We start from the raw sequence: 24,037 nt of genomic DNA on the forward strand, positions 1-24,037 counted from the left end.
TCCGTCGCTTCAGCAGGTGGCGCTCACGATACCCTCTAGGGAGTCCCACCACCCAACATGAGGGAGCCCTGGCACATGCATGCGATCGGCGTTGACATCGGCGGTACCAAGATTGCCGTCGGCGTGGTCGATGACGAAGGTCGAATCGTTGCGAAGACGCGGCGCAAGACCCAGCCCGAGGATGCCGCGAGCATCGACAGCGCGATCGCCGATGCGGTAGCTGAGTTGTCGCGGGACTACGAGTTCACGTCGATCGGCCTGGCGGCGGCCGGCTTCGTCTCGTCCGACCGCGAGCGGGTGCTCTTCGCCCCCAACATCGCCTGGCGCGAGTACCCCCTGGCGCAGCGCGTGCGCGAGGCGATCGGTCGCGACGACCTCACTGTCGTCGTCGAAAACGACGCCAACGCTGCAGGCTGGGCCGAATTCGCGTTCGGCCCCGCGCGCGAGGCCTCCAGCCTCATCATGCTGACCATCGGCACCGGCCTGGGCGCCGCCATCATCTCCGACGGCAAGCTGGTGCGAGGATCCGAGGGCTTCGCCGCCGAGCTGGGGCACGTGCGCGTGGTCCCTGGTGGGCACGCCTGCGGCTGCGGCCTCAAGGGTTGCTGGGAGCAGTACGCGTCGGGCTCCGCCCTGGTGCGCGAGGCGAAGCGCGCGGCGCACGAGCGCCCCGTGCGCGCCGCCGGCCTGCTGCGCCTCGTCGGCGGCAACCCCGACGACATCACCGGCCCGCACGTGACGCAGATCGCCGAGGACGGTGACGACCTCGGCATCGAGCTCCTGACCGACCTTGGCCGCTGGATCGGCGAGGGCGCGGCATCCCTGGCGGCCGCGCTCGACCCCGAGATGTATGTGGTCGGTGGGGGAGTGGTCGCGGCCGGCGACATGATCCTCACGCCTGCCCGCGACGCCTACCGCGAGCACCTTCCCGCCGCGTCGCACCGCACCATCGCGCCGATCGTCGCGGCGTCGATGGGTAACGACGCGGGTATCGTGGGCGCCGCGGAACTCGCACGCCTCGACCTGGACGGCAACCGGATCGACGCGGGCGCCTAAGCCACAGCCGACAGGAGGCCACTCGCCGTGTACTACGGGCTCTTCAAGCACGTCCTCATCGGACCGCCGGTGAAGACGTACTATCGCCCCTGGTCGGAGGGCACCGAAAACGTGCCCGCCACGGGCGGTGCCATCCTCGCCTCCAACCACCTGTCCTTCTCCGACTCGATCTTTCTTCCGCTCGTGCTCAAGCGGAAGGTGCTCTTCCTCGGCAAGGCTGAGTACTTCACCGGCAAGGGAATGAAGGGGTGGGCCACGAAGGCCTTCATGGAGGGCTCCGGCGTGATTCCCGTCCACCGCGGTGGAGGTCGCGCCTCCGAGGCTGCCCTGCGCACTGGGCTCGAGACGCTGCAGGCCGGCGAACTCCTCGGCATTTACCCCGAGGGAACTCGCAGCCCGGACGGGCGTCTGTACCGCGGCAAGACGGGCGTGGCTCGTATGGCCATCGAGGCGGGCGTCCCCATCGTCCCGGTCGCCATGATCGATACTCACATCGCTCAGCCCATCGGCAAGAAGGTGCCGAGCCGGCACCCCGTCGGCGTACGCATCGGCGAGCCCATCCCGATCACCGCCTACGCGGGCCGTCAGGACGACCGCGAGGCGCTGCGCGAACTCACGGACTCCGTCATGCAGGCCATCGCCGCGCTGTCGGGTCAGGAATACGTCGACCGCGACGCCGCGCAATACAAGCATCAGCTGGAGCGGGAGGCGAGGGCCGCGCGGCCCGAGCCCGATGCATCGGCCCCCTAGAATGACAACGCAACCCACCACATCCCACGAAAGGTCTGCCATGTCGGTCCGCCGTGTCGCCCTGCTCACCGCGGGTGGTTTCGCCCCCTGCCTGTCCTCCGCCGTCGGAGGGCTGATCGAGCGTTACACCGAGATCTCCCCCGAGGTCGAGATCATCGCCTACCAGCACGGCTACTGGGGCCTTCTGCAGGGTAAGTATGTGGAGATCACGGACACCGTCCGTGAGAAGGCAGGCCTGCTGCACAACTTTGGTGGCTCGCCCATCGGCAACTCGCGCGTCAAGCTCACCAACTACGAGGACTGCTTCAAGCGTGGCCTCGTGGGCGAGGGCGAGGACCCGCTGAAGGTGGCCGCGGAGCAGCTGAAGGCCGACGGCGTCGATGTCCTGCACACCATCGGTGGCGACGACACCAACACCACCGCCGCGGACCTCGCTGCCTACCTTCACGAGAACGACTACGAGCTGACCGTCGTGGGCCTGCCCAAGACGATCGACAACGACGTGGTGCCGATCCGCCAGTCGCTGGGCGCCTGGTCGGCCGCCGAGCAGGCCTCGGAGTTCGCGCAGAACGTCATCGGCGAGCACCGTTCGGGCCCGCGCATGCTGATCATCCACGAGGTCATGGGCCGCGCCTGTGGCTGGCTCACCGCTGCCGCCGGTATGAAGTACCGCCAGTGGCTCGACACGCAGGAGTGGCTGCCCGAGATCGGCCTGTCCAAGGAGCGCTGGGACATCCACGCCCTGTACGTGCCCGAGCAGAAGCTTGACATCGACGCCGAGGCCGAGCGCCTGAAGGCCGTCATGGACGAGGTCGGCAACGTCAACATCTTCCTGTCCGAGGGCGCCGGCGTGCCCGAGATCATCGCGGAGATCGAGGCGTCCGGCGGCACCGTCGAGAAGGACCCCTTCGGTCACGTGAAGCTCGACACCATCAACCCCGGCCAGTGGTTCGCGAAGCAGTTCGCGGAGAAGCTTGGTGCCGAGAAGGTCATGGTGCAGAAGTCGGGTTACTTCTCGCGTGCGGCCAAGGCCAATGCCGAGGACCTCCGCCTCATCAAGTCGATGACCGACCTCGCCGTCGAGTGCGCCCTGCGTGGCGAGCCCGGCGTGATCGGCCACGACGAGGAGGACGGCGGACGCCTCAAGGCGATCGAGTTCCCCCGCATTGCGGGCCACAAGCCGTTCGACACCACCACCGAGTGGTACACCGAGCTCCTGACCGAGATCGGTCAGGGCTGATCGGATGAGCGAGGCAGCCCTCGCGGCCGCCGGCGTCGACTCGTACCGCGCCCTCGAGGCGAAGCAGCAGCCCACCTGGCCCGACCGTGCCGCGCTCGACGCGGTCACGGGACGGCTGAGTGAGCTGCCCCCGCTGGTGTTTGCCGGTGAGGCCGATGTGCTGCGCGAGCAGCTGGCCGCCGCAAGCAGGGGAGAGGCCTTCGTCCTCATGGGTGGCGACTGCGCCGAGATCTTCTCGGAGGCGACCGCCGACCGGATCCGCAACAAGATCAAGACGATCCTGCAGATGGCCGTCATCCTCACCTACGGCGCCTCGACGCCCGTGGTGAAGATGGGCCGCATGGCGGGCCAATACGCCAAGCCGCGCTCCTCGGACGAGGAGACGCGCGATGGCGTCACGCTTCCCGCCTACCGCGGCGACATCGTCAACAACTTCGCGTTCACCGAGGAGGCGCGGGTGCCCAACCCGCAGCGCCTGCTCGACGCGTATCACGTGTCCGCGTCGACGCTGAACCTCATCCGTGCGTTCACGCACGGTGGCTTCGCGGACCTGCGCGCCGTCCACTCGTGGAACCAGGGCTTCGCCGCCAACCCGGCGTACGCCCGCTACGAGCAGATGGCGGCGCAGATCGACCGTGCCGTGAAGTTCATGGGCGCGGCCGGCGGCGACTTCGACGCCCTGCGCAACGTGGACCTGTTCGCGTCCCACGAGGCCCTGCTGCTCGACTACGAGCGGGCGCTGACGCGCATCGACTCACGGTCGGGCGATGCGTACGACTGCTCTGGCCACTTCCTGTGGATCGGGGAGCGCACGCGCGAGCTGGACGGCGCTCACGTCGAGTTCATGTCGAAGATTCGTAACCCCATCGGCGTGAAGCTCGGCCCCACCGCATCGGGCGCCGACGCGATCGCGTTGGCGGAGAAGCTCAACCCCGAGAACACCCCGGGGCGCCTGACCTTCGTGGCCCGCATGGGCGCGGCGAAGGTGCGCGAGTCGCTTCCGCCGCTGGTCGAGGCCGTCCGCGACGCGGGGCTCAACGTCACGTGGCTGACGGACCCGATGCACGGCAACACGTTCACGTCGGAGTCGGGCTACAAGACCCGCCGCTTCGACACGATCCTGGACGAGGTCACCGGCTTCTTCGAGGTGCACCGCGCGCTCGGGACCGTCCCCGGCGGGCTCCACGTGGAGCTCACTGGCGACGACGTCACCGAGGTCATGGGCGGCACCGAGGAGATCGACGACGAGGGCCTCGCCGCGCGTTACGAGACCAAGGTCGACCCGCGCCTGAACCACCAGCAGTCGCTCGAGATGGCGTTCCTGGTGTCGGAGCTGCTCAGCCAGCGCTGACCCGACGCCGCACAGACGGAAGGGCCGATGCCAGGTTTCCCTGGCATCGGCCCTTCCGTCTGTGGGGCTTAGTACTCGAGGTAGACCGACGTGCCGCGCTCGACCTGGGTATTGGGGCCGGGGTCCATGTTGAACACGACGGTGGAGAAGTTCCACGGGTTGTCGTCACCGGTGACCGTGAGGCCCTGCGCCTCGAGGGCCGCCTTGGCCTCGTCGAAGCCCATGCCGCGGACGTCCTGGATCGTGACGAGCGGCAGGCCCTCGGACACGGTGATGGACATCTCCTGGGTGCGGAAGCCGTCGGTGCCGGCCGCGGGGGTCTGCTCGTAGACCTCGCCCGTGGCGACGGCCTCGGTGCGGCCCGTCGCGATCGTGGGCTCGATGCCCAGCTCGGCCAGGGTGGCGACGGCCTCGTCCTGCGTCATGCCGGTGAGGTCGGGGGTGGTGATGGGTTCGGGGCCGTCGGAGACGGTGAGGGTCACGATCGTGTCGTGGCGCACGGATTCGCCGGCCTCGGGAGACATCGAGAGCACCTCGCCAGCGGCGGCGGTGTCGGAGTACTCGTGCTCCGTCTCGCCGAGTCCAAAGCCCTCGTCGGTGAGCTGCTCCTCGGCGTCGTCCTGGGTCGAGCCGACGACGTCGGGGACGTCGCTCATGCGCGGCCCCTGGGACACCGTGACGATGATCTCGGCGCCGTCGAGGGCGCGCGCGTTCTTGCTGGGATCGGTGCTGATGACGATGCCCTCGGCGACCACGTCGTCGAAGGCGTCCTCGGTCGACACCGTGAAGCCGAGACCCTCCAGGGTGGCGGTGGCCTGGTCCTCGGTGAGCCCGGCCACGTCGGTGACGGTCGTGTAGGCGCCGGGGCCGATGGCCTGGTACCACCACACCACGAGCGAGCCCAGCACGATGATCGCGGCGATGATGGCGCCGATCCACCAGCCGGCACGGTGACGGTGCCGGACGGGCTCGGCGGCCTCGGGGTCGTCCTCGGGCGGATCGGTGGTGACGGTGAGCGCGGTCGCCTGGCCGTCGAGGCCGATGGGCAGGGCGATCGTGGCGCCGGCGGGGGCCTCCTCGAGCACCGTGGTGTGGTCGTGATCGTCGGCAGGCGGCTCGCTGCCGGCGGGACGGGCCGCCTGGCGGTCGAGGGTGGGGTCGTCGAGGGCCGAACGCGCGGTGCGGACGGCCACGAGGGCCGCGGCGGCATCGGCAGGGCGGTCGTCGATGTCGCGTGCGGTGAGCAGCGCCACCAGGTCGTCGATCTCGACGGGTAGCCACGGGACGAGCTCCGACGGCGGGGGAACGTCCTCGTGGACGTGGCGCGAGGCGACGGCGAGGGCGGTTTCGCCGGTGAACGGCTGGCGCCCGGTGATCATCTCGAACAGCAGGATGCCGGTGGAGTAGACGTCGGCGCGGGCATCGGCGGAGGCCTCGGTCACGACCTCGGGGGCGAGGTAGGCGACGGTACCCAGGAGCGTTCCGGTGGCGGTCGACGTGACCTCGGTGACGGCGCGTGCCAGCCCGAAGTCGGTGAGCTTGGGCCCGCCCTCCTCGTCCAGCAGGACGTTCTCGGGCTTGACGTCGCGGTGCACGAGGTCGGCGCGATGCGCGGCAGCCAGGGCGTCGAGCACCCGCTCGGTGATGCCGAGCGACTCGCCCACGGTCAGGGGACCCTCGTGGGTCATGCGCTGACGGAGGTTCTCGCCGCCCACGTACTCCATGGTGAGGTACGAGATGGAGCCGTCGACGCCCTGGTCGTAGACCCGCACCATGCCAGGATGGGTCAGGCGGGCCGCGGCCTTCGCCTCACGCCGGAAGCGCGCCACAAAGTCGGCCTCGGATGCATCGGCAGCGAGGTGGGGGTGCATGACCTTCAGTGCGACGTCGCGCTCGAGGCGACGGTCGAAGGCAACGTAAACGGTGGCCATCCCGCCGGCAGCGACGCGCTCACGCACCTCGTAGCGGCCGTCGATGACGCGGCCGAGCAGGGGGTCGGTGAGGGTCTCTGACACGGTGTTCATTGTAGGCGCGGGCGAGGGCGGCTCGGAGATGCCGCGGCGGTGAGCCGCGCGACTGCTCAGAAGCGCGCCATGAGGGACTTGACGGAGGCAACGTACTGCTTGGTGTCGGCGTACATGCCGTACTTCGCGACGCCGGTCTCGCCCTGGTAGTACCCGGCGATGGCAGTGTCGAGCGAGCGGCCCCCGCGCGTGAGGTGCTTCAGGACGGCCACCCCCGCCTCGACGTTGTCGACGGGGTCGAGCAGGTTGAGGTCGCGTCCCACCAGGTCGGAGGCCCACTCGCCGGTGGTCGGGATGACCTGCATCACGCCCACGGCGTTGGCGGGGGAGACGGCACGCATGTTGAAGCCGGACTCCTGGTAGGCGACCGCCTGCGCGAGCGAGGGGTCGACGCCGTAGCGGTTGGCGGCGGCCACGACCATCGACTGCATCTGGGCGCGCGTCGGGACGGACATGGAGTTCAGCGTCGCCTTGTTCTGGTTGGCGGCGCCGACCGTGCCCGCGGCGTAGGTGCGACCGGCGAAGGTCGAGCCCACGAGTCCCGTGGGGGTGCCGCCAGAGATGGTCAGGGTCTGGCCGATGCGGATAACGGACGTGTCCGACAGCCCGTTCGCCTTGGCGATGGAGGCGACGGTGACTCCCTGCGCGGCCGCGATCTTGCTGAGCGTGTCGCCGGACTTGACGGTGTACGTCACCGTGGCGCCGCCGAACGAGGACAGGTTGCCCTCGGTGGCGAGCGTGCCGGAGGAGGTCGAGGAGGAGCTCACGGTCTTCGACACGGTGGTCACCGTCGCGGTGCCGGAGGCGCCGGGGATGGTGAGGGTCTGGCCGATGCGGATGGTGGCGCTCGAGCCCAGGGAGTTGGCCTTGGTGATGGCGGAGACGCTGGTGCCGTACTTCTTGGCGAGGTCCCACACGGTGTCGCCGGCGGCGACGGTGTGGCGGCCGCTCGTGGCCGCAGTGGTGCTCGCTCCGCCGCTCGACGCCGTCGCGGACGTGCCAGCGCCGGGAATGGTGAGAGTCTGGCCGATGCGGATGGTGGCGCTCGAGCCCAGGGAGTTGGCCTTGGTGATGGCGGAGACGCTGGTGCCGTACTTCTTGGCCAGGTCCCACACGGTGTCGCCGGCGGCAACGGTGTGGCGGCCGCTTGTCGTCACCTTGGTGGCGGAGGCTTGGGACGTGCCCGAGGCCGTCACCGAGGGGATGGTGAGGGTCTGGCCGATCACGATGAGGGCGTCGCCGTCGAGGTGGTTCGCGGCGACGATGCGCTGGACCGAGGTGCCGTACTTCGTCGCGAGCGCGGAGACCGTGTCGCCGGGGGCCACGCGGTGCTCGTCGGCGGCGACGGCCGGGATGGCGCCGGTCGCGGTGATGGCGAATGCCGTGCCTGCGGCAACGGCGGCGCCGCGAGCGGCGCGCTTCATGTCTACTGAACGTCCCACGACCGAGTCCTCCTGAGGCTGATGTGTCTCATGTGACAAATGTGACTCAAGTGACTGTAGTTCACGTCTGAGGCGTCCGCAACAGGCGTCGGCGCGCGTCCGCGCCGAGGTTTTGTACGCTTGTCCCGTGAGTGACGAGGTTTCCTGGCTGTCCGTTCCCGACTTCGCCGATGCATGGGGCGTGAGTGCATCCGACGTGCGCGACGCGCTGCGCACTGGCGCCCTCGTGGCCGTGCGACGCGGCGAGAACGATGCGTGGCACCTGCCGGCGGGCTTCCTCGAGGAGCACGAGGGTCAGGTCCGCGTGCTGCCCACGTTGGTGGGCACGCTCACCCTGCTGCGCGACAACGGCTTCTCCGACGAGGAGATCGTCGCCTGGCTGCTCGAGTTCCACGAGGAGCTCGGCGCATCGCCGCTGGGCGCGCTGCGCGAGGGCCGTCGTGCCCCGGTGCGCCGCGTCGCGCAGACCCTGCTGTAGCGCGCGGCCTAGTGCTGGCGGTCGACCGCCAGCGTCACGAGCGCGTCGATGGCCGCCGCTCCCGCATCGGCCATCTCCACCGTGGCAAGTGATTCCCGTGCCTGCCGCGTGAGGGCCGCGATCTCCCGCTCCACGGCGTCGAGTGCGCCGGTGGAGACGATGGCAGCCACCGCGGCGGCGACCTCGTCGTCACTGGCGTCGCGCCGGCCGAAGGCGCGCGTCACCGTGTCGCGGCACGCGTCAGCGCCGTAGAGCCACGCGTGCCACACGAGAAGGGTGCGCTTTCCCTCGCGGACGTCGTCCCCGGCGGGCTTGCCCGTGAGCGAGGGCGCGCCGACGAGGCCCAGCACGTCGTCGCGCAGTTGGAAGGCGATGCCCAGGTCACGGCCGGCAGCGCGCATGGTCTCGATCGTCGCGGCGTCCGCCCCCGCCACGGCTGCGCCCAACGCCAGCGGGAACTCGGCAGAGTAGGACGCGGTCTTCGCGCGCATGACCGCGCGAATCGCGGCCTCCTGGCCCGCGAGGGCGTCGAGCGGCTGTGCTGCTGCCCGCATGTCGGCGTACTGGCCCGCGGTGACGAGATCGGCCATCTCGGCGAACATCGCGGTGAGGACGACGGCACGCTCGGCGCGCGCGGCGCCCGCGGCCCCCACCGCGCGCTGACAGGCCATGAGCGCGAGGTCGCCGGCCAGGATCGCACCGGCGGCGCCAAAGTCCCGCGACGCGCCGTGCCAGCCGCGGGCGGCATGGAACGCCTCGATCTCGCGGTGCGCTGAGGGTCCGCCCCTGCGGGTGTCGGAGCCGTCGAGCACGTCATCGTGAAGCAATGCCGCCGTCTGGAACAGCTCGAGGCCCGCCGCCAACGAGGTTGCCGCATCCGGGGAGTCGCCGCCGTGCGCCGCGTGCGAGGCCAGCAGGAGCAGGGCCCGCAGGCGCTTGCCGCCCTCGGAGTAGCGCGTCACGGGGGCCAGGAGTTCCTCGACGTCGGGGACGGCGACGTCCACCGAGGAACGGACGGCCGCGAGCGTGGCGGCGATGGCTGCGTCGGTCTCCTGGCGCCAGGCGGCGAACTGATCAGTCACGCGCGCAAGCCTACGGCCCCGTGCACAGGCCGTCGGCGCCCCCGTCACCGTCCACAGAAGATCAGCGGCCGCCGCGGCGTTCGGCACGCGGAGACGACGATCGCCGGCATGGAGACCACCACGATTTTGGGCCCGGGGGAGCTGATCGCCGCGCTTCCCGACATGCTGGGGTACACGCCGACGGAGGCCGTGGTCGTCGTCGCACTCGATCGCGGCGGCATGGTGCTGTGCGCCGCAGCCGTGGACAGCGTCGACCTCGCCATCCCGGAACTCGCGCCGTCGATCGGGCCGATCCTCGCCCGCGACCTCGCCGAGGCCGGCACCCGCAGGGCGATCGCCGTGAGCTGGAGCGACGCGGCGCCGGGAGCCGTATGCCCGGAGTTGGAGGAACTCGCCCCCGACCTGCGAGCGGTCGGCATCGAGCCATGCCTGTGGGCCACCGACGGCGACCGTTACTGGTCGCCCGAGTGTCACGACGACGAGTGCTGCCCGGTCGAGGGCAGGCCGCTGCCGCGGGGGGAGTGGGGCAGCGGTGGCCGGGCGGCCGCTCGTGCCAGGCATAGATCGTCGCGGGCGCGGCCCGTCGCGTCCGATGCGCAGCGACGTTCGGCGAGGCGCGCCGCCGACCGCTGGTGGAGGCGCCGGAGCGAGGACCGCGAGGCCTGGTGCCTGCGCGCCTGGGACCTGACCATCGGATGCGGCCCAGACTCTGACGCCCCCGCGTGGGGCAAGACGATCGCCTCGCTACAAGACGTGCGGGTGCGGGACGCGCTCATCGTGCGGTGGCTGGGCGCCGAGGCCGCCGTTGTCGCGGACGTCCTCACCGGCACCGCGAGCGAGGGCGTGCATCGCGTCATGGACGGGGCGTTGCGCCCCGGGAGCGCGACAGTGCCCAGCGCCGCCCAGATCGGCGAAGGGCTACGTTGGTGCCACGAAGGTGCGACGTATGCACGCCGCACGGAGCGCGCCGTCCTGCACGCGCTGTGCGCCGTGCTCTACTGGTGGGCGGACGACCTCACCGCGTCGCGCGAAGCGGCCGCCGATGCGCTCGACTGCGACCCGTCCTACTCGCTTGCGCTGCTGGTCGCTCAGATGTGCGACAGGGGGCTCGCACCGGGGTGGCGACGAAGCCCTCACACGCCGCCGTGGGGGAACGGATGAGTGGACATCGTCGTTATACTTGAATGGATTTGCGTGAGGCTCTCCAAGCCTCCCGATACATCCCTTCGCCGCATGCGGTACGGCACGGTGCCGCGGACCGGCGAGGGGAAAGATGCGGGAGCGGCGATGTCCTGCACAGAGCACTCACGCAAGCCCACCACGGCGACTCCGCCCGCATCCGTGACACGCATCGCGTCTGACCAGGCGCCTCCCACCCGAAGGAGAAGGCCACGACTACCGCAGCCACGTCCACCGCCCGCACGGCCGCGAAGGCGAAGGCCTCGAAGGCCAAGGCCGAGGAGGCCTCGACCGAGGTCGAGAACGAGGACACCGCGGCCACCGCCGCGCCCAAGAAGGCGCCAGCCCGCAAGACCGCCGCTCGTAAGGCCCCCGCGAAGAAGGCGACCGCCAAGGGAGCCGACGACGCGGCGACCACCGACGAGTCCACCGAGGACGCCGCCGACGAGACCCCCGCCAAGGACGAGCCCGAGGACGAGAGCCGCGGCTTCGTCTTGGGTAACGCCGAGGACGACGCCCCCGTCCAGCAGGTCATGACGGCCGGCGCCACCGCCGACCCCGTCAAGGACTACCTCAAGCAGATCGGTAAGGTCGCGCTGCTGAACGCCGAGCAGGAGGTGGACCTCGCCAAGCGGATCGAGGCCGGCCTGTTCGCGGAGGAGAAGCTCGGCTCGGGCGAGAAGATCGCTCCCAAGCTGCGCACCGAGCTCGAGTGGATCGCCAACGACGGCCGCCACGCTAAGAACCACCTCCTCGAGGCGAACCTTCGCCTCGTGGTGTCGCTCGCCAAGCGCTACACCGGCCGCGGCATGCTCTTCCTGGACCTGATCCAGGAGGGCAACCTGGGCCTCATCCGCGCCGTCGAGAAGTTCGACTACACCAAGGGCTACAAGTTCTCCACCTACGCGACGTGGTGGATCCGTCAGGCCATCACACGCGCCATGGCCGACCAGGCCCGCACCATCCGTATCCCGGTGCACATGGTTGAGGTCATCAACAAGCTGGCCCGCGTCCAGCGTCAGATGCTCCAGGACCTGGGCCGCGAGCCCACTCCCGAGGAGCTGGCCGCCGAGCTGGACATGACGCCGGAGAAGGTTGTCGAGGTCCAGAAGTACGGCCGCGAGCCCATCTCGCTGCACACGCCGCTGGGCGAGGACGGCGACAGCGAGTTCGGTGACCTCATCGAGGACTCCGAGGCCGTCGTGCCCGCCGACGCCGTGGGCTTCACCCTGCTCCAGGAGGAGCTCAGCAAGGTCATGGACACCCTTTCCGAGCGCGAAGCCGGCGTGGTCGGCATGCGCTTTGGTCTCACCGATGGCCAGCCCAAGACCCTTGACGAGATCGGCCGCGTGTTCGGCGTGACGCGTGAGCGCATCCGCCAGATCGAGTCCAAGACCATGTCGAAGCTGCGCCACCCGTCGCGCTCGCAGGTGCTGCGCGACTACCTGGACTGACACCAGCCCGAGACGAAGGGCGCCGCCTCCCGCGAGGGAGACGGCGCCCTTCGTCGTTGTCCGGGGTGGTTCAGGTGGTGGGGGTGCGGCCCGTCACGCTCTCCTCGTCCTCCCAGACGTCGATGCCGCGGGCATCGGGAAGCCGGTCACGCGTGAAGACCGGGTCGCGCCCCTCGGCGAGCTGCTCGCGGTAGTCACGCAGCAGCGCGACGGCGTGCCTCGACAGGAGCGCGATCACGGGGAGATTGATGAGCGCCAGCATCGCCAGCGCCAGGTCGGACAGCTTCCACACGGCTCCCGCGTTGAGCGTGCAGCCCACGAGCACGACGGCCACGACCAGCACACGGTATGCGCGCATGGCAGAGGCCCGCGGCGTGATGTACGCGACGTTGGCCTCGCCGTAGTAATACAGGCCGAGGATGGTCGAGAAGGCGAGCAGGAACACGATGAGGGACATGGCCCAGCTCGACCAGGAGCCCAGCGTCGACACGACCGCGGTCTGGGTGAGGGCGATGCCGATGGGCGCGCCCGTGAGGTCCGGCGTCGCCACCAGGATGATGAACGCCGTGATGGAGCACACCAGGAAGGTGTCGAAGTAGACGCCGAGACTCTGCACGAGCCCCTGCTTGACCGGGTGCGTGGTCGCCGCACTCGCCGCGGCATTCGGCGCCGTGCCGAGGCCGGCCTCGTTCGAGAACATCCCGCGCTGGATGCCGGTGACGATCACCCGGCCGAGCGCTCCGCCGGCGACCGCCTCACCGCTGAAGGCGTCGGTGATGATGGTGCCGAGCACGGGAAGGATCTGGTCGGCGTGCGCGGCGATGACGAGGATGCCCAGCACCAGGTACAGCAGCGCCATCGACGGCACAAGCGACTCGGTGACCCGAGCGATGCGGCGCGCTCCGCCGAACACCACCGCCGCCGTCAGTGCGGCGAGCACGGCGCCCACCGCCCAGGGAAGCCAGGAGTCCATGGGGAGGCCCACGGCATCGGCCACCGTCTCCGCGATGGTGTACGCCTGCAGCGAGTTGATGATGAGCGGCGAGGACACGATGAGGATCACCGCGAAGGCGATCGCGAGGCGCCGAGAGCCGAGCCCGCGCTGGATGTAGTACGCGGGGCCGCCGCGGAAGCCATCCTCGGTGCGGTGCTTGTAGAGCTGAGCGAGCGACGCCTCGATGAAGGCCGACGCGGCTCCTAGCCAGGCCATCACCCACATCCAGAAGACCGCCCCGGGGCCTCCGACCGCGATCGCGGTCCCCACGCCGGCGATATTGCCGATGCCGACGCGCGACGCGGCCGAGAGAGTAAAGGCCTGGAAGGCGGACAGCGACTGCGGCTCGCCGTCCGGCCCCACCGGGGTGCGGTCCTTGAGCGTCGCGATCATGCGGGGGAAGAGGCGAACCTGCACCACCCCGGTCCGCACCGTGAACCAGCAGCCGAGCGCCAGCACGATGGGGGTGAGTACCCACCACACGTCCTCCGCCACGGCGGAGATGATGCGCTCTGCTGCGTCCATAGTGGGGCCAGGCTAGTGGCGCGTACCGGGCTCCCGCGAGCGCTGTGCCGCGGCGGCGCCGGGCCGCGATAGCATCGACGCCGAGCCATTTCGGGAGGAAGACACCTCATGGACATCCTGCGGTACACGCTGCTGGTCCTTCACCTCATCGGCCTCGCGGCAATCCTGGGCCCGTTCCTCGACCAACTGCGCAGCGACGCGAAGCGCGTCACGCAGACCATGGTGTGGGGCGCCAGGGCACAGATCGTCACGGGCCTCCTGCTGGTGGGGGTCGCGGAGATGAACGACTACGACGTCGACCACGCGAAGATCGCGGTCAAGCTCGTCGTCGCCCTCGCGATCGCCGGCCTCGCCGAGGTGGCGGGCAAGAGGACCCGGGTCGCGCTCGCCGGTAGCGGCGACCTGTCCCCGGTGCGCACCCTGTGGTGGCTCATCGGCGGGCTCACGGTGGTGAACATCATCGTCGCCGTCGTCTGGCACTGACGTGAGTGAGGTCAGGGAGGCCACGCCGGCCGATGCCGCGGAGATCGTCCACCTGGGCGCCCTCATGTATAAGGCGGTGGGTGCCAAGCCCACGCCGACCTGGGCGGTCGACGCCACTCGGCTCGTGCGTGACCGCCTGGGCAAGGACCTCATCGGCATGGTGATCGATGCCCCCGAGGGCGGGCTGGCGTGCTGCGGGCTGGTCAACATCGCCCCGCGCCTTCCCAAGCCGGGCGCGCACGCCCACCACATGGGCTACATCCAGTGGGTGTCGACAGCCCCGCAGCATCAGCGCAAGGGCTACGCCCGCATCGTCATGGATGCCCTGCTTGCCGAGACCGATGCGCGGGGAATCGAGGTCGTGGAACTTCACGCCACGCCAATGGGAAAGCCGCTGTACGAGGACCTCGACTTCTGGGTGAAGAGCGACAACGTCGCCATGATGACCGTACGCGGACGCGCCGACGTGCCCGACACGGAGGGCGAGGGGCTCTAGCTCAGGCGTCGGCGTCGGTGTCCGTCAGGTCCACCGATTCCATCCGGTGGTCGCGGCGAAAGTCGAAGGCGGCGAAGGGAGCCGCGAAGGCGATCGCGGCGGCCACGCCCGCAGCCCACATGACGGCGATGTTGTGTGGCTCTCCCTCCGCCCGCCCCGCGGCAATCCAGCCCAGGCCCCAGGCCATCGCGACGCCGACGGACATCGCGAGCGCGGGACGCCAGCGCAGCCTCACCGCGATGACAGAAGCGAGGACCGCGACGGCGGCGAGCGCGAGGATGGCCCACACCGTGCCCTCGCCCGCGTCGGCGCCGATCGCGTCGCGCCCCGCGGCGGCGATATTCGCGACGGTCGCCACGGCCGCCCAGCCGAGGTACAGGCCCACCGTGATCTCCGTCGCGGCGAGGTCGAGGGGGTTCGCGGCCTCCGTCGCCGCGAGGCGGCGCGCGACGACGCCGAGGACGGCGACAAGGACCGCGATGACGAGGACCGACAGCCACAGCCAGCCGGCCTGCACCACGCCGATCCACACGGCGTTGAGCACCATCGACGCGAGAATCCACCACGACACCGCGCGCATGCGCGCGTCGGTGGCTCGCGAGGGGAGCAGCTGCACCACCGCGAACACCACCAGCGCGGCGTAGATCGCGGACCAGATGGCGAACGCGGGGGAGTCGGGGGCGAGCAGCGTGGCGTCGGCAGCCAACGCGCCGCCCGCGGCGTCCTGAATGGGCGTGCCGCCAAACGCTCCCGAGCCCCAGGCGGCGCCCAGCATGGCGATCACCGCTCCCACGGCGACGGTCCACTGGCGGACCCGGTCGGCTGCGGTGGCGGTCGGGACGGTCGTGGTGGTGGTCATGATGTCCTCCTTTGGACCCCACAACGCACGCGCCGCCCCTGGTAGTCCCGCGCCAGACGGATTGGCCGATGCCGTGCGTCGGTGCGCCTGTCCGCCCGTGTCGGCGGCGCCGTCTACCCTTGTCGCCGTGGCAGCATCCGATTACTCCGCACGACACCTGTCCGTCCTCGAGGGCCTCGAGGCGGTGCGCAAGCGACCCGGCATGTACATCGGCACCACTGACTCGCGGGGCCTCATGCACTGCCTGTGGGAGGTCATCGACAACTCCGTCGACGAGGCCCTGGGCGGGCACGGCGACACCATCGAGGTCATCCTCTATGCGGACGACTCCGTGGAGGTGCGCGACTTCGGGCGCGGCATCCCCGTCGACGTCGAGCCCAAGACGGGCCTCACCGGGCTCGAGGTCGTCATGACCAAACTGCACGCGGGCGGCAAGTTCGGCGGCTCCTCCTACGCCGCCTCCGGAGGCCTCCACGGTGTGGGCGCCTCCGTCGTCAACGCGCTGAGCGAGCGCCTCGACGTGTGGGTCGACCGTGGGGGAAAGACTCACCACATGGCCTTCCGCCGCGGAGAGCCCGGCCAGTGGGCGGACCCGGCGTCGGGCGCCTCGCCCCAGTCGACCTTCGCCCCCTTCACCACGGGCTCCGAGATCGACATCACCGGCAAGGTCGCGAAGGGGCGCACGGGCACGCGGACCCGCTACTGGGCCGACCGCCAGATTTTCAACAAGAACGCGCGCTTCTCCTACGAGGACCTCCTGACGCGCGCCCGGCAGACCGCGTTCCTGGTCCCCGGCCTCACCCTCACCATCCGCGACGAGCGCAATCCCGAGGAGCCGCACGAGGAGTCGTTCCGCTACGACGGCGGCGCCAAGGACTTCGTCGAGTACGTGGCGACAGATGCTGGCATCACTGACACGTGGGAGCTGCAGGGCACTGGCTCGTACAAGGAGACCGTCCCGGTCCTGAAGCCCGACGGCACCCTGGTGTCGGAGGAGGTCGAGCGCGAGTGCGTCGTCGACATCGCGCTGCGCTGGGGAGTGGGTTACGAGACCGAGGTCCGCTCCTTCGTCAACATCATCTCCACCCCCAAGGGCGGCACGCACCAGTCGGGCTTCGAGACAGGCCTGACCAAGATCCTGCGCAAGGTGATCGAGACCAACGCTCGCAGGCTCAAGCTCACCAGCAAGGACGGCGCGGAACGCATCGAGAAGGACGACATCATGGCGGGCCTGACCGCCATCGTCACCGTGCGCATCCCCGAGCCGCAGTTCGAGGGTCAGACCAAGGAGGTGCTGGGCACCACGCCCGTGCGCGCCATCGTCGCCAAGACCGTCGAGACCGAGCTCAATGCCATCCTCACGAGCCCCAAGCGCGACCTCAAGCAGCAGGCCAACTCGGTGCTCGAGAAGATCGTCGCGGAGATGCGCGCACGCGTGGCTGCCCGCAAGCAGAAGGAGATCTCGCGCCGCAAGAACGCGCTCGAGACCTCCTCGCTGCCCGCGAAGCTCGCGGACTGCCGCTCGAACGACGTCGAGCAGTCCGAGTTGTTCATCGTCGAGGGTGACTCGGCGCTCGGCACCGCGAAGCTCGCTCGACGCTCCGATTTCCAGGCGCTGTTCCCCATCCGCGGCAAGATTCTCAACGTGCAGAAGGCGTCCGTCACGGACATGCTTCACAACGCCGAGTGCGCGGCGATCATCCAGGTGCTGGGCGCCGGCTCCGGCCGCACCTTCGACCTGGAGCAGGCGCGCTACGGCAAGATCATCCTGATGACCGACGCCGACGTCGACGGCGCGCACATCCGCACCCTGCTGCTCACCCTGTTCTTCCGCTACATGCGTCCACTCATCGACGCCGGTCGCGTCTACGCCGCGGTGCCGCCGCTGCACCGGATCGAGGTCAAGGGCTCGCCGCGCCGCGAGAAGGAGTACATCTACACGTACTCAGAGAAGGAGCTGGCGACCACGCTCGCCGACCTGCGCCGCAAGGGCCGCAAGTACAACGAGGACATCCAGCGCTACAAGGGCCTGGGCGAGATGGATGCCGACCAGCTGGCGGAGACCACCATGGACCCCGAGCATCGGACGCTGCGCCGCGTCACCGCGGAGGATGCCGAGGCCGCCGAGCGCGTGTTCGAACTCCTCATGGGCAACGACGTGGGCCCGCGCCGCGACTTCATCATCGCGGGCGCCGCCAAGCTCGATATGGCGCAGATCGACGCCTAAGCGCTCGAGCGCTGGGTTCTCTGCCCCATCCGCGCCCTCGGGGGCGACGAATACAGGGGTGGAGAGACCTTGCGGATCCGTCGACAGGGGCGTTGACGCGGGCTTTCCGGGAAGGACGGGCAGATTGCCCGCCCTCGACGGAAGGGAACGACATGAGGATTCTTCGATCCACCCTCGCTGCCGCGGGAGCGGCCACCATCATCGGCCTGGGCGCGACTGGCGCCGCGGCCGCCGATGGCTACAACGCGACGCTCGACGAGCTGAACGGCTCAGGCGCCGAGTCGACGGCGATGGTCACCGTCGACGGCACCACCGTCCACGTGGAGATCTCTGGCACGGGTTTCGCCCCGGGCGCCCCGCACGCGCAACACCTGCACGGCGCGACGGATGCTGACTTCACCTGTCCCACGGAGGACGACGTCGAGGAGCTCGACGAGGACGGCGACGGACTGTTGAGCACCGCCGAGGCGGCCGTCATGTACGGAGACGTGATGGTGTCGCTCACCACCGAGGGCGATACCTCGGGAGACTCGGCGCTCGCCGTCGACCGCTTCCCGGTGGCCGATGACGAGGGCAACCTCGAGTACGAGCGCACCTTCGAGGTGTCCCAGGAGGTCGCGGACGGCCTCAGCAACCTGCACCTCGTGCAGCACGGCATCGACCTCGACGACTCCGGCGAGTACGACGGCGATGCTGTCTCCTCGCTCGACGACTCGCTGCCCCTGGAGGCGACCATCCCCGCGACCTGTGGCGCCTTTGGCGCCTCCCAGTCCGTCGCGCCGATCGGCGGCGTGCAGACGGGCGACGCCGCGGCCGACGGTACGGACGCCGTGGTCCTCGGCTCCGCCGCCGTGCTCGCCGCCGCGGGAGGCATCGGCCTGATGGCCGCCAACCGACGCCGCGCCCAGCAGTAGTCAGCAGCGCCTGGTCCGGCCCCGCGTCGCGCGGGGCCGGGCCGGGCGATCCGCTGTCGAGGAAGGCACGCATGAACTCTCGTCTTGCGATCACGGCAGGGACAGCGCTGCTGGTCGGCGCCGGCGCCCTCGGATACCTCGCGTACGACGCGCTACGGGTCGAGGCGCCCCCGCCACTCGCGGCCGCGACCGCCACCACTGAACCACAGGCCCCACCGGATAGGAACCCGAGCGTGACCGCCCCCACGCCAGCGCCCACATCCGTGGGTGCCGGCACGACAGGACGGGACCGCGTCACCGTCGCGGACCCTGCGCCGGCGCTCCCGACGCGCCTCGAGATCCCGGCCATCGACGTGGACACGGTGCTCGAACGCCTCGGCCTGCTGACCGACGGCTCTCTGGCGACGCCGGAAGACACCGACCTCGCGGGGTGGTTCGAAGGCGGGCCCCGCCCCGGCGCCATCGGCCCCTCCGTCATCGCCGGGCACGTCAGCTGGAACGGCGATCCCTCGGTGTTCTTCCGGCTCACGGAACTGGTGCCTGGCGACCTCATCACCGTGGAGCAGGCGGACGGGCGTGAGGTGACCTTCGAGGTGACGCGCATCGAGCAGCACCCCAAGGACGCCTTCCCGACCGTCGAGGTCTACTCGAACACGGACGACCCCGAATTGCGGCTCATCACGTGCGGCGGGGACTTCGACTCATCGACCGGCCACTTCGACGACAACATCGTGGTGTTCGCTCGGCTCGCCGATGCGTGAGCGGGACGCGGCGGGAAATCGGCCGGAGCCTCGCCGCGTTGTCCCCGACGGGCCGCGAGGGCCCGCGGGAGAAGGGAAGAGGCTATGGGCCACGGATCGAAGGAGATGTGGGGCAGCGCGACATACCTGGAGCGTGATGCGGGTCTCCCCTCCATGGGTGAGAGCGGGCTCGGCCCGCGGCCGCTCACGCATGCGGACGTCGACGCCATCATGGCGTGTACGGATCGAGCCGCCCTGGCGGAGATGAAGGGGTACGCCAGGTCGTACTTCGCGGTGGGCGGGTCCGTGATCGCCGGCACCGTGACGTGCGTCGCGGCGGCGCTAGCGGGCAAGCCCCGTCTTGCGATCGGCGCCATCATCGTCGCGGGTGCCGGGGGCACGGTGGTGATGGAGGCCCGGCGCCGGGCGCGGCAGTGGGAGGCCGCCGTGGACGCGCGCCTCGCGCTTCTGACGGGCTAGGAGCGAGCGCCGCCGCGCGCGGGTGCACGCGACCGCGCCACAGCATCGGCCCTGGGACACGGGAGCTTCACCCGTCCCGCGGCCCGTTGCGCCTGCCACAATGGCGGGGTGAGCGACGAGCAGGAACGGCCCGACGACACGCAGGTGCGCGCGGTCAACGAACTCGAGGAATCCCTCGAGCCCGTGACCCTCATCGAGCAGTCCCGCGTCATCATGCGCGTGGGCAGGCTCATGCTTGCCGCCGGCACAGCGAGCTATCGCGTCAAGCAGGCCATGGCGTCCGTGGCGCAGTCACTGGGCGTCCACGAGTACTCCAATCACGTGTCGATGACGGCGATCTCCGCCACCTCCCACCGCGGCAAGATCTTCCGCACCGAGGTGACCGAGAACCGGTCGTTCGCCATCAACGTGGACCGGCTCGCCCACCTCGACAGGATGCGCCGCACGCTTCCCGAGCGCACCAGCCCCGCGGAGGTGCACCGGGCGCTCGACGAGATCGAGGGCAGGGGAGCGCTCTACCCCGGCTGGGTCAACAGCGCCGTCGCCGGCATGGCCTGCGGCGCCTTCGCGGTGCTGAACGGCGGCGTGCCGTGGGAGGTCATCGTCGTCTTCCTCGCCGCCATGGCCGGTCAGCAGGTGCGCCGCACCCTCGCGCACCGCCACTTCAACACCTTCGGCGTCACGCTCGTGGCCGCGGCCGTCGCGACCGCCCTGTATGCGGCAGGGATCGCGATCATCGGGGCCGTGACGAGCGGCCCCGACCTCACCATCCACGCGGCCGGCTACATCTCGTCCGTCCTCTTCCTGCTTCCCGGCTTCGCGCTCATCACGGGCGCTCTCGACATGGCGAAGAACGACGTCCAGTCCGGCATCCAACGCATCGTGTACGCGACCATGCTCGTGATGGCGGCCGGGGTCAGCGTGTGGGCAGTGTCGCTTGTCACCAGCCTCGAGACGTCGCCGCGGGTGGTCGAGCACGTGTCCCTCGGTGCGGACCTCGCGCTGTGGGCCATCCCGTCGTTCCTCGGTGTGCTCGGGTTCGCGCTCATGTTCAACAGCCCGCTGCGTCTCGCGCTGACCGCGGCTGCCATCGGCGGCGTGGCCAACACGCTCCGGCTGTGGTCCGTGGACGCGGGGCTAGAAATTCAGGCGGCGACCACCGCCGCGTGCCTGCTCGTGGGCTGCCTCGCGGCGCTGGCGGCCAGGGGCGGCAGGTTCCCCGTGATCACCCTGTCGGTCCCCGCGGTGCTGGTGATGATCCCCGGCGTTCCGGCCCACGAGGCGCTCGTCTCGCTGAACCAGGGTGACTACATCTCGGCGGCCGCCGGCATGCTCGAGGTGACCGTCATCATGGTGTCGATCATGGTGGGGCTCGTGGCGGCCAAGCTGGTCACGGACAGGGAATGGTCGTTCGGCTCCTAGACGGCCGATGCTGGCGACGGCCGGGTGGTCACGAGACCAAGCAAAAGCCAGGGAATTGCAAAGACCCGGGGTGGAGCCAGTAGTCTCGGCCCTGTGACTGAGAACTCGCTGACCCCGGCAGAGCGCACTCTCGCTCGCCACGAAGTTCCCGATCCGCTCCGCGACGACGTCCGCCTCCTCGGCGGCCTGCTCGGGCGCGTGCTGCGCGAATCGGGGGGCGAGGACCTCCTCGCCGACGTGGAACGTCTGCGCGAGCTGACGATCCGCGCCCACGACCTTGACCCGGAGACGGGCCGCGTCGCGCTCGACGAGGCGGAGGCGCTCGTCGCCGGCTTCTCGCTCGAGCGCGCCGAGCAGGTGGCGCGCGCCTTCACGTGTTACTTCCACCTCGCCAACCTCGCCGAGGAGCACCACCGTGTGCGCGTGCTGCGTCAGCGCCGTGCCGCGGCGCTGACCGAGGACGACACGCTCTCGGCAGCGTTCGCGCAACTCGCCGACGAGGTGGGACGCGACGAGGCCCTGCGCCGCGTGCAGGCCATGGAGTTCCGCCCGGTTCTCACCGCCCACCCGACCGAGGCCCGCCGCCGCGCCGTCTCCGGTGCCATCCGCCGCATCGGCGAGCTCCTCGGTGCCCGTGAGCGCGACGACATCGGCGGCACCACCGGCGCCGAGAACGAGCGTGCGCTGGTGGCCGAGATCGACGGCCTGTGGCGCACCTCGCTGATTCGCGCGCAGAAGCCCACCGTGTTGGACGAGGTCCGCTCGGCCCTGGCCGTAGTCGAGTCGACGATGTTCGACACCTTCCCGCGCGTGTACCGTCGCCTCGACGACTACCTGCTGGGAGACGATGCGGGCCGCAGCGAGCCGCTCGTTCGCCCGTTCGTCTCGCTCGGGTCCTGGATCGGTGGAGACCGCGACGGCAACCCCAACGTGACCGCCGAGATCACGCGCGCCGCCGCCGGCCTGGCCGCCGAGCACGCCCTCACGGCGCTCCAGAAGGCGTCCCTCTCCGTGGCGCGAGCGCTCACCCTCGACGACGGCACCACGCCGCCCTCGGCCGCGCTTCTCGCGCTGCGCCAGCGCCAGTCGCAGTTCGACGGCGCCCTGAGCGCCGACGCCGACAACGAGTCGCCGCACGAGCCGCACCGCGCCGCGATGCTGTTTGTCGCCGCCCGCGTGGCCGCCACCCAGGCGCGCAACGCCGACCTCCAGTACGCGAGCCCCGAGGCCCTCGTCGAGGACCTCGTCGTGGTCCAGGAGTCGCTCGTCGCCGCCGGCGCGAGCCGCGCCGCCTACGGCCAGCTCCAGCAGCTCATCTGGCAGGTGCGAACCTTCGGCTTCCACCTCGCCGAGCTCGAGGTGCGCCAGCACTCGCAGGTCCACGAGGAGGCGCTCGCCGACATCGAGGCGAATGGCATCCATGGAGACCTGCAGCCCCGCACCCGCGAGGTGCTGGACACGTATCGCGCCATCGGCGCCGTTCAGCAGCGCTACGGCGTCCGCGCGGCCCGCCGCTACATCGTGTCGTTCACGCAGGCCCCCGAGCACCTGTCGGCGGTCTACGAGCTCGCCGCGCACGCCTTCGGCGACGGCGACGCCCCGATCATCGACGCGATCCCGCTGTTCGAGACCTTCGAGGACCTGCAGAACTCGGTGGACATCCTCGAGGCCATGCTCGAGTTCCCCGCGGTGATCAAGCGCCTTGCCGAGAACGGCCGCCGCGTCGAGGTCATGCTCGGCTACTCGGACTCGTCGAAGGACGTGGGCCCCGTGTCCGCGACCCTCGCGCTGCACTCCGCCCAGCAGCGGATCGCCGAGTGGGCAGAGCGCCACGACATCGTCCTCACCCTCTTCCACGGGCGCGGTGGCGCGCTCGGTCGTGGCGGCGGCCCCGCCAACCGTGCCGTGATGGCGCAGCCCGCGGGCTCGGTCGACGGCCGCTTCAAGCTCACCGAGCAGGGCGAGGTCATCCTTGCCCGCTACGGCAACGCGACCATCGCCGAGCGCCACATCGAGGAGGTCGCCGCGGCGACCCTCCTGCAGGCCTCGCCGAGCGTCGAGAAGCGCAACACCGAGGCGACGGCGGCGTTCACTGGCCTCGCCGCGCGCCTCGACGAGACCTCGCGTGCCCGCTTCCACGAGCTCGTCAAGGCCGAGGGCTTCCCGCAGTGGTTCGCCCAGGTCACGCCGCTGGAGGAGCTGGGCCTGCTGCCCATCGGCTCGCGCCCCGCCAAGCGCGGTCTGTCGGTCAACTCGCTGGACGACCTGCGGGCCATCCCGTGGGTGTTCTCGTGGAGCCAGGCTCGCATCAACCTCGCTGGGTGGTACGGCCTCGGCACCGCGCTTGCCGAGTACGGCGACCTCGCCGAGCTGCGTCGCGCCTACGCCGAGTGGCCGCTGTTCACCACGCTGCTCGACAACATCGAGATGTCGCTGGCGAAGACCGATGAGCTGCTCGCGAGCCGCTACCTCGCGCTGGGCGACCGCGACGACCTCGCACAGATGGTCCTCGACGAGATGGCGCTGACCCGCGAGTGGGTGCTCAACGTCACCGGCTCGGAGCGTCCGCTCGCCAAGCGCCGCGTGCTCGGCCGTGCAGTGCAGCTGCGCGCCCCCTACGTCGACGCGCTGTCCCTCATCCAGGTGCGCGCGCTCGCCGCCCTGCGTGGCGGACTCGAGGACGAGGCGGCGGTGGACGGCGTGCGCAAGGTGCTGCTGCTGACCGTCAACGGAGTCTCCGCCGGAGTGCAGAACACCGGCTGATCCCCGCGACAGGGCGATAGCGACAGGGCCCGCCCCCGGAGAGATCCGGGGGCGGGCCCTGTCGCGTGGGGCGTGTGC

Annotated in this window: 19 protein-coding genes and 1 pseudogene; 15 read left to right on the top strand and 5 right to left on the bottom strand. The window is 70.3% G+C overall.

What is annotated here, in order from left to right; genetic code table 11:
• Positions 1 to 75: 75 nt before the first annotated feature.
• Genes B7K26_RS06750 through B7K26_RS06765 form a run of 4 tightly spaced genes read left to right on the top strand, consistent with a single transcriptional unit; the run spans position 76 to position 4,397 of the window.
• Positions 76 to 1,056 (top strand): ROK family glucokinase, encoded by a 981-nt coding sequence (locus tag B7K26_RS06750; RefSeq protein WP_084078157.1) that lies wholly within the window; start codon positions 76 to 78, stop codon positions 1,054 to 1,056.
• A 27-nt stretch (positions 1,057 to 1,083) separates the two neighbouring features.
• Positions 1,084 to 1,806 carry a 1-acyl-sn-glycerol-3-phosphate acyltransferase gene (locus B7K26_RS06755; RefSeq protein ID WP_084078158.1) on the top strand — a complete coding sequence of 241 codons (723 nt, stop codon included), beginning with the start codon at positions 1,084 to 1,086 and terminating at the stop codon, positions 1,804 to 1,806.
• A gap of 40 nt (positions 1,807 to 1,846) precedes the next feature.
• On the top strand, positions 1,847 to 3,046 hold the full coding sequence (locus B7K26_RS06760; protein WP_084078159.1) for a pyrophosphate--fructose-6-phosphate 1-phosphotransferase: 1,200 nt from the start codon (positions 1,847 to 1,849) through the stop codon (positions 3,044 to 3,046).
• Positions 3,047 to 3,050: 4 nt separating this feature from the next.
• Positions 3,051 to 4,397, top strand: a complete 1,347-nt coding sequence (locus tag B7K26_RS06765; protein ID WP_084078160.1) for a class II 3-deoxy-7-phosphoheptulonate synthase — start codon at positions 3,051 to 3,053, stop codon at positions 4,395 to 4,397.
• A gap of 68 nt (positions 4,398 to 4,465) precedes the next feature.
• Here the strand turns inward: B7K26_RS06765 and pknB are convergent, their stop codons facing one another.
• Together pknB and B7K26_RS06775 are read right to left on the bottom strand one after the other, a co-directional pair.
• Positions 4,466 to 6,412, bottom strand: a complete 1,947-nt coding sequence (gene pknB / locus B7K26_RS06770; RefSeq protein WP_159449636.1) for a Stk1 family PASTA domain-containing Ser/Thr kinase — start codon at positions 6,410 to 6,412, stop codon at positions 4,466 to 4,468.
• 65 nt (positions 6,413 to 6,477) lie between these two features.
• Positions 6,478 to 7,863, bottom strand: coding sequence for a lytic transglycosylase domain-containing protein (locus tag B7K26_RS06775; protein WP_234998724.1), 1,386 nt, complete (start codon positions 7,861 to 7,863; stop codon positions 6,478 to 6,480).
• Positions 7,864 to 7,990: 127 nt separating this feature from the next.
• Between B7K26_RS06775 and B7K26_RS06780 the strand changes: the two genes are divergently transcribed.
• A complete protein-coding gene (locus B7K26_RS06780; RefSeq protein WP_234998725.1) occupies positions 7,991 to 8,341 on the top strand; it encodes an Rv2175c family DNA-binding protein in 351 nt (116 codons plus the stop codon).
• An 8-nt stretch (positions 8,342 to 8,349) separates the two neighbouring features.
• Here the strand turns inward: B7K26_RS06780 and B7K26_RS06785 are convergent, their stop codons facing one another.
• Complete coding sequence (locus tag B7K26_RS06785) at positions 8,350 to 9,423, bottom strand: polyprenyl synthetase family protein (RefSeq protein ID WP_159449637.1); 1,074 nt, start codon at positions 9,421 to 9,423, stop codon at positions 8,350 to 8,352.
• A 108-nt stretch (positions 9,424 to 9,531) separates the two neighbouring features.
• On the opposite strand from B7K26_RS06785, the gene B7K26_RS06790 reads away from it, so the two are divergent.
• Positions 9,532 to 10,584, top strand: coding sequence for a DUF4192 family protein (locus B7K26_RS06790; RefSeq protein ID WP_084078609.1), 1,053 nt, complete (start codon positions 9,532 to 9,534; stop codon positions 10,582 to 10,584).
• Between the two features lie 215 nt (positions 10,585 to 10,799).
• Positions 10,800 to 12,056 (top strand): annotated as a pseudogene (locus B7K26_RS06795) (RNA polymerase sigma factor); the annotation flags it as partial.
• A gap of 70 nt (positions 12,057 to 12,126) precedes the next feature.
• Here B7K26_RS06795 and B7K26_RS06800 read toward each other — a convergent pair.
• On the bottom strand, positions 12,127 to 13,575 hold the full coding sequence (locus B7K26_RS06800) for a sodium:alanine symporter family protein (RefSeq protein WP_084078165.1): 1,449 nt from the start codon (positions 13,573 to 13,575) through the stop codon (positions 12,127 to 12,129).
• 108 nt (positions 13,576 to 13,683) lie between these two features.
• On the opposite strand from B7K26_RS06800, the gene B7K26_RS06805 reads away from it, so the two are divergent.
• The gene (locus tag B7K26_RS06805) at positions 13,684 to 14,058 is read left to right on the top strand and encodes a hypothetical protein (protein ID WP_084078166.1); all 375 of its coding nucleotides are present in this window, start codon (positions 13,684 to 13,686) and stop codon (positions 14,056 to 14,058) included.
• A gap of 1 nt (position 14,059) precedes the next feature.
• Positions 14,060 to 14,554 (top strand): GNAT family N-acetyltransferase, encoded by a 495-nt coding sequence (locus tag B7K26_RS06810; RefSeq protein WP_084078167.1) that lies wholly within the window; start codon positions 14,060 to 14,062, stop codon positions 14,552 to 14,554.
• Between the two features lies 1 nt (position 14,555).
• Here the strand turns inward: B7K26_RS06810 and B7K26_RS06815 are convergent, their stop codons facing one another.
• Positions 14,556 to 15,413, bottom strand: a complete 858-nt coding sequence (locus tag B7K26_RS06815) for a tryptophan-rich sensory protein (RefSeq protein WP_200811007.1) — start codon at positions 15,411 to 15,413, stop codon at positions 14,556 to 14,558.
• 127 nt (positions 15,414 to 15,540) lie between these two features.
• Between B7K26_RS06815 and B7K26_RS06820 the strand changes: the two genes are divergently transcribed.
• The 6 genes from B7K26_RS06820 (at position 15,541) to B7K26_RS06845 (ending at position 23,959) form a co-directional block, all read left to right on the top strand.
• Positions 15,541 to 17,640, top strand: a complete 2,100-nt coding sequence (locus tag B7K26_RS06820) for a type IIA DNA topoisomerase subunit B (RefSeq protein ID WP_234998726.1) — start codon at positions 15,541 to 15,543, stop codon at positions 17,638 to 17,640.
• A 152-nt stretch (positions 17,641 to 17,792) separates the two neighbouring features.
• On the top strand, positions 17,793 to 18,554 hold the full coding sequence (locus B7K26_RS06825; protein ID WP_084078169.1) for a hypothetical protein: 762 nt from the start codon (positions 17,793 to 17,795) through the stop codon (positions 18,552 to 18,554).
• Positions 18,555 to 18,625: 71 nt separating this feature from the next.
• The gene (locus B7K26_RS06830; RefSeq protein WP_084078170.1) at positions 18,626 to 19,315 is read left to right on the top strand and encodes a class F sortase; all 690 of its coding nucleotides are present in this window, start codon (positions 18,626 to 18,628) and stop codon (positions 19,313 to 19,315) included.
• 84 nt (positions 19,316 to 19,399) lie between these two features.
• Positions 19,400 to 19,774, top strand: coding sequence for a hypothetical protein (locus tag B7K26_RS06835; protein WP_084078171.1), 375 nt, complete (start codon positions 19,400 to 19,402; stop codon positions 19,772 to 19,774).
• 108 nt (positions 19,775 to 19,882) lie between these two features.
• Positions 19,883 to 21,196 carry a threonine/serine exporter ThrE family protein gene (locus tag B7K26_RS06840; RefSeq protein WP_084078172.1) on the top strand — a complete coding sequence of 438 codons (1,314 nt, stop codon included), beginning with the start codon at positions 19,883 to 19,885 and terminating at the stop codon, positions 21,194 to 21,196.
• A gap of 93 nt (positions 21,197 to 21,289) precedes the next feature.
• Positions 21,290 to 23,959: a phosphoenolpyruvate carboxylase gene (locus B7K26_RS06845; RefSeq protein ID WP_143340555.1), complete on the top strand. Its 2,670-nt coding sequence runs from the start codon at positions 21,290 to 21,292 to the stop codon at positions 23,957 to 23,959.
• Positions 23,960 to 24,037 lie beyond the last annotated feature (78 nt).

It is taken from the genome of Demequina sp. NBRC 110057 (assembly GCF_002090175.1).
Lineage (GTDB): Bacteria > Actinomycetota > Actinomycetes > Actinomycetales > Demequinaceae > Demequina.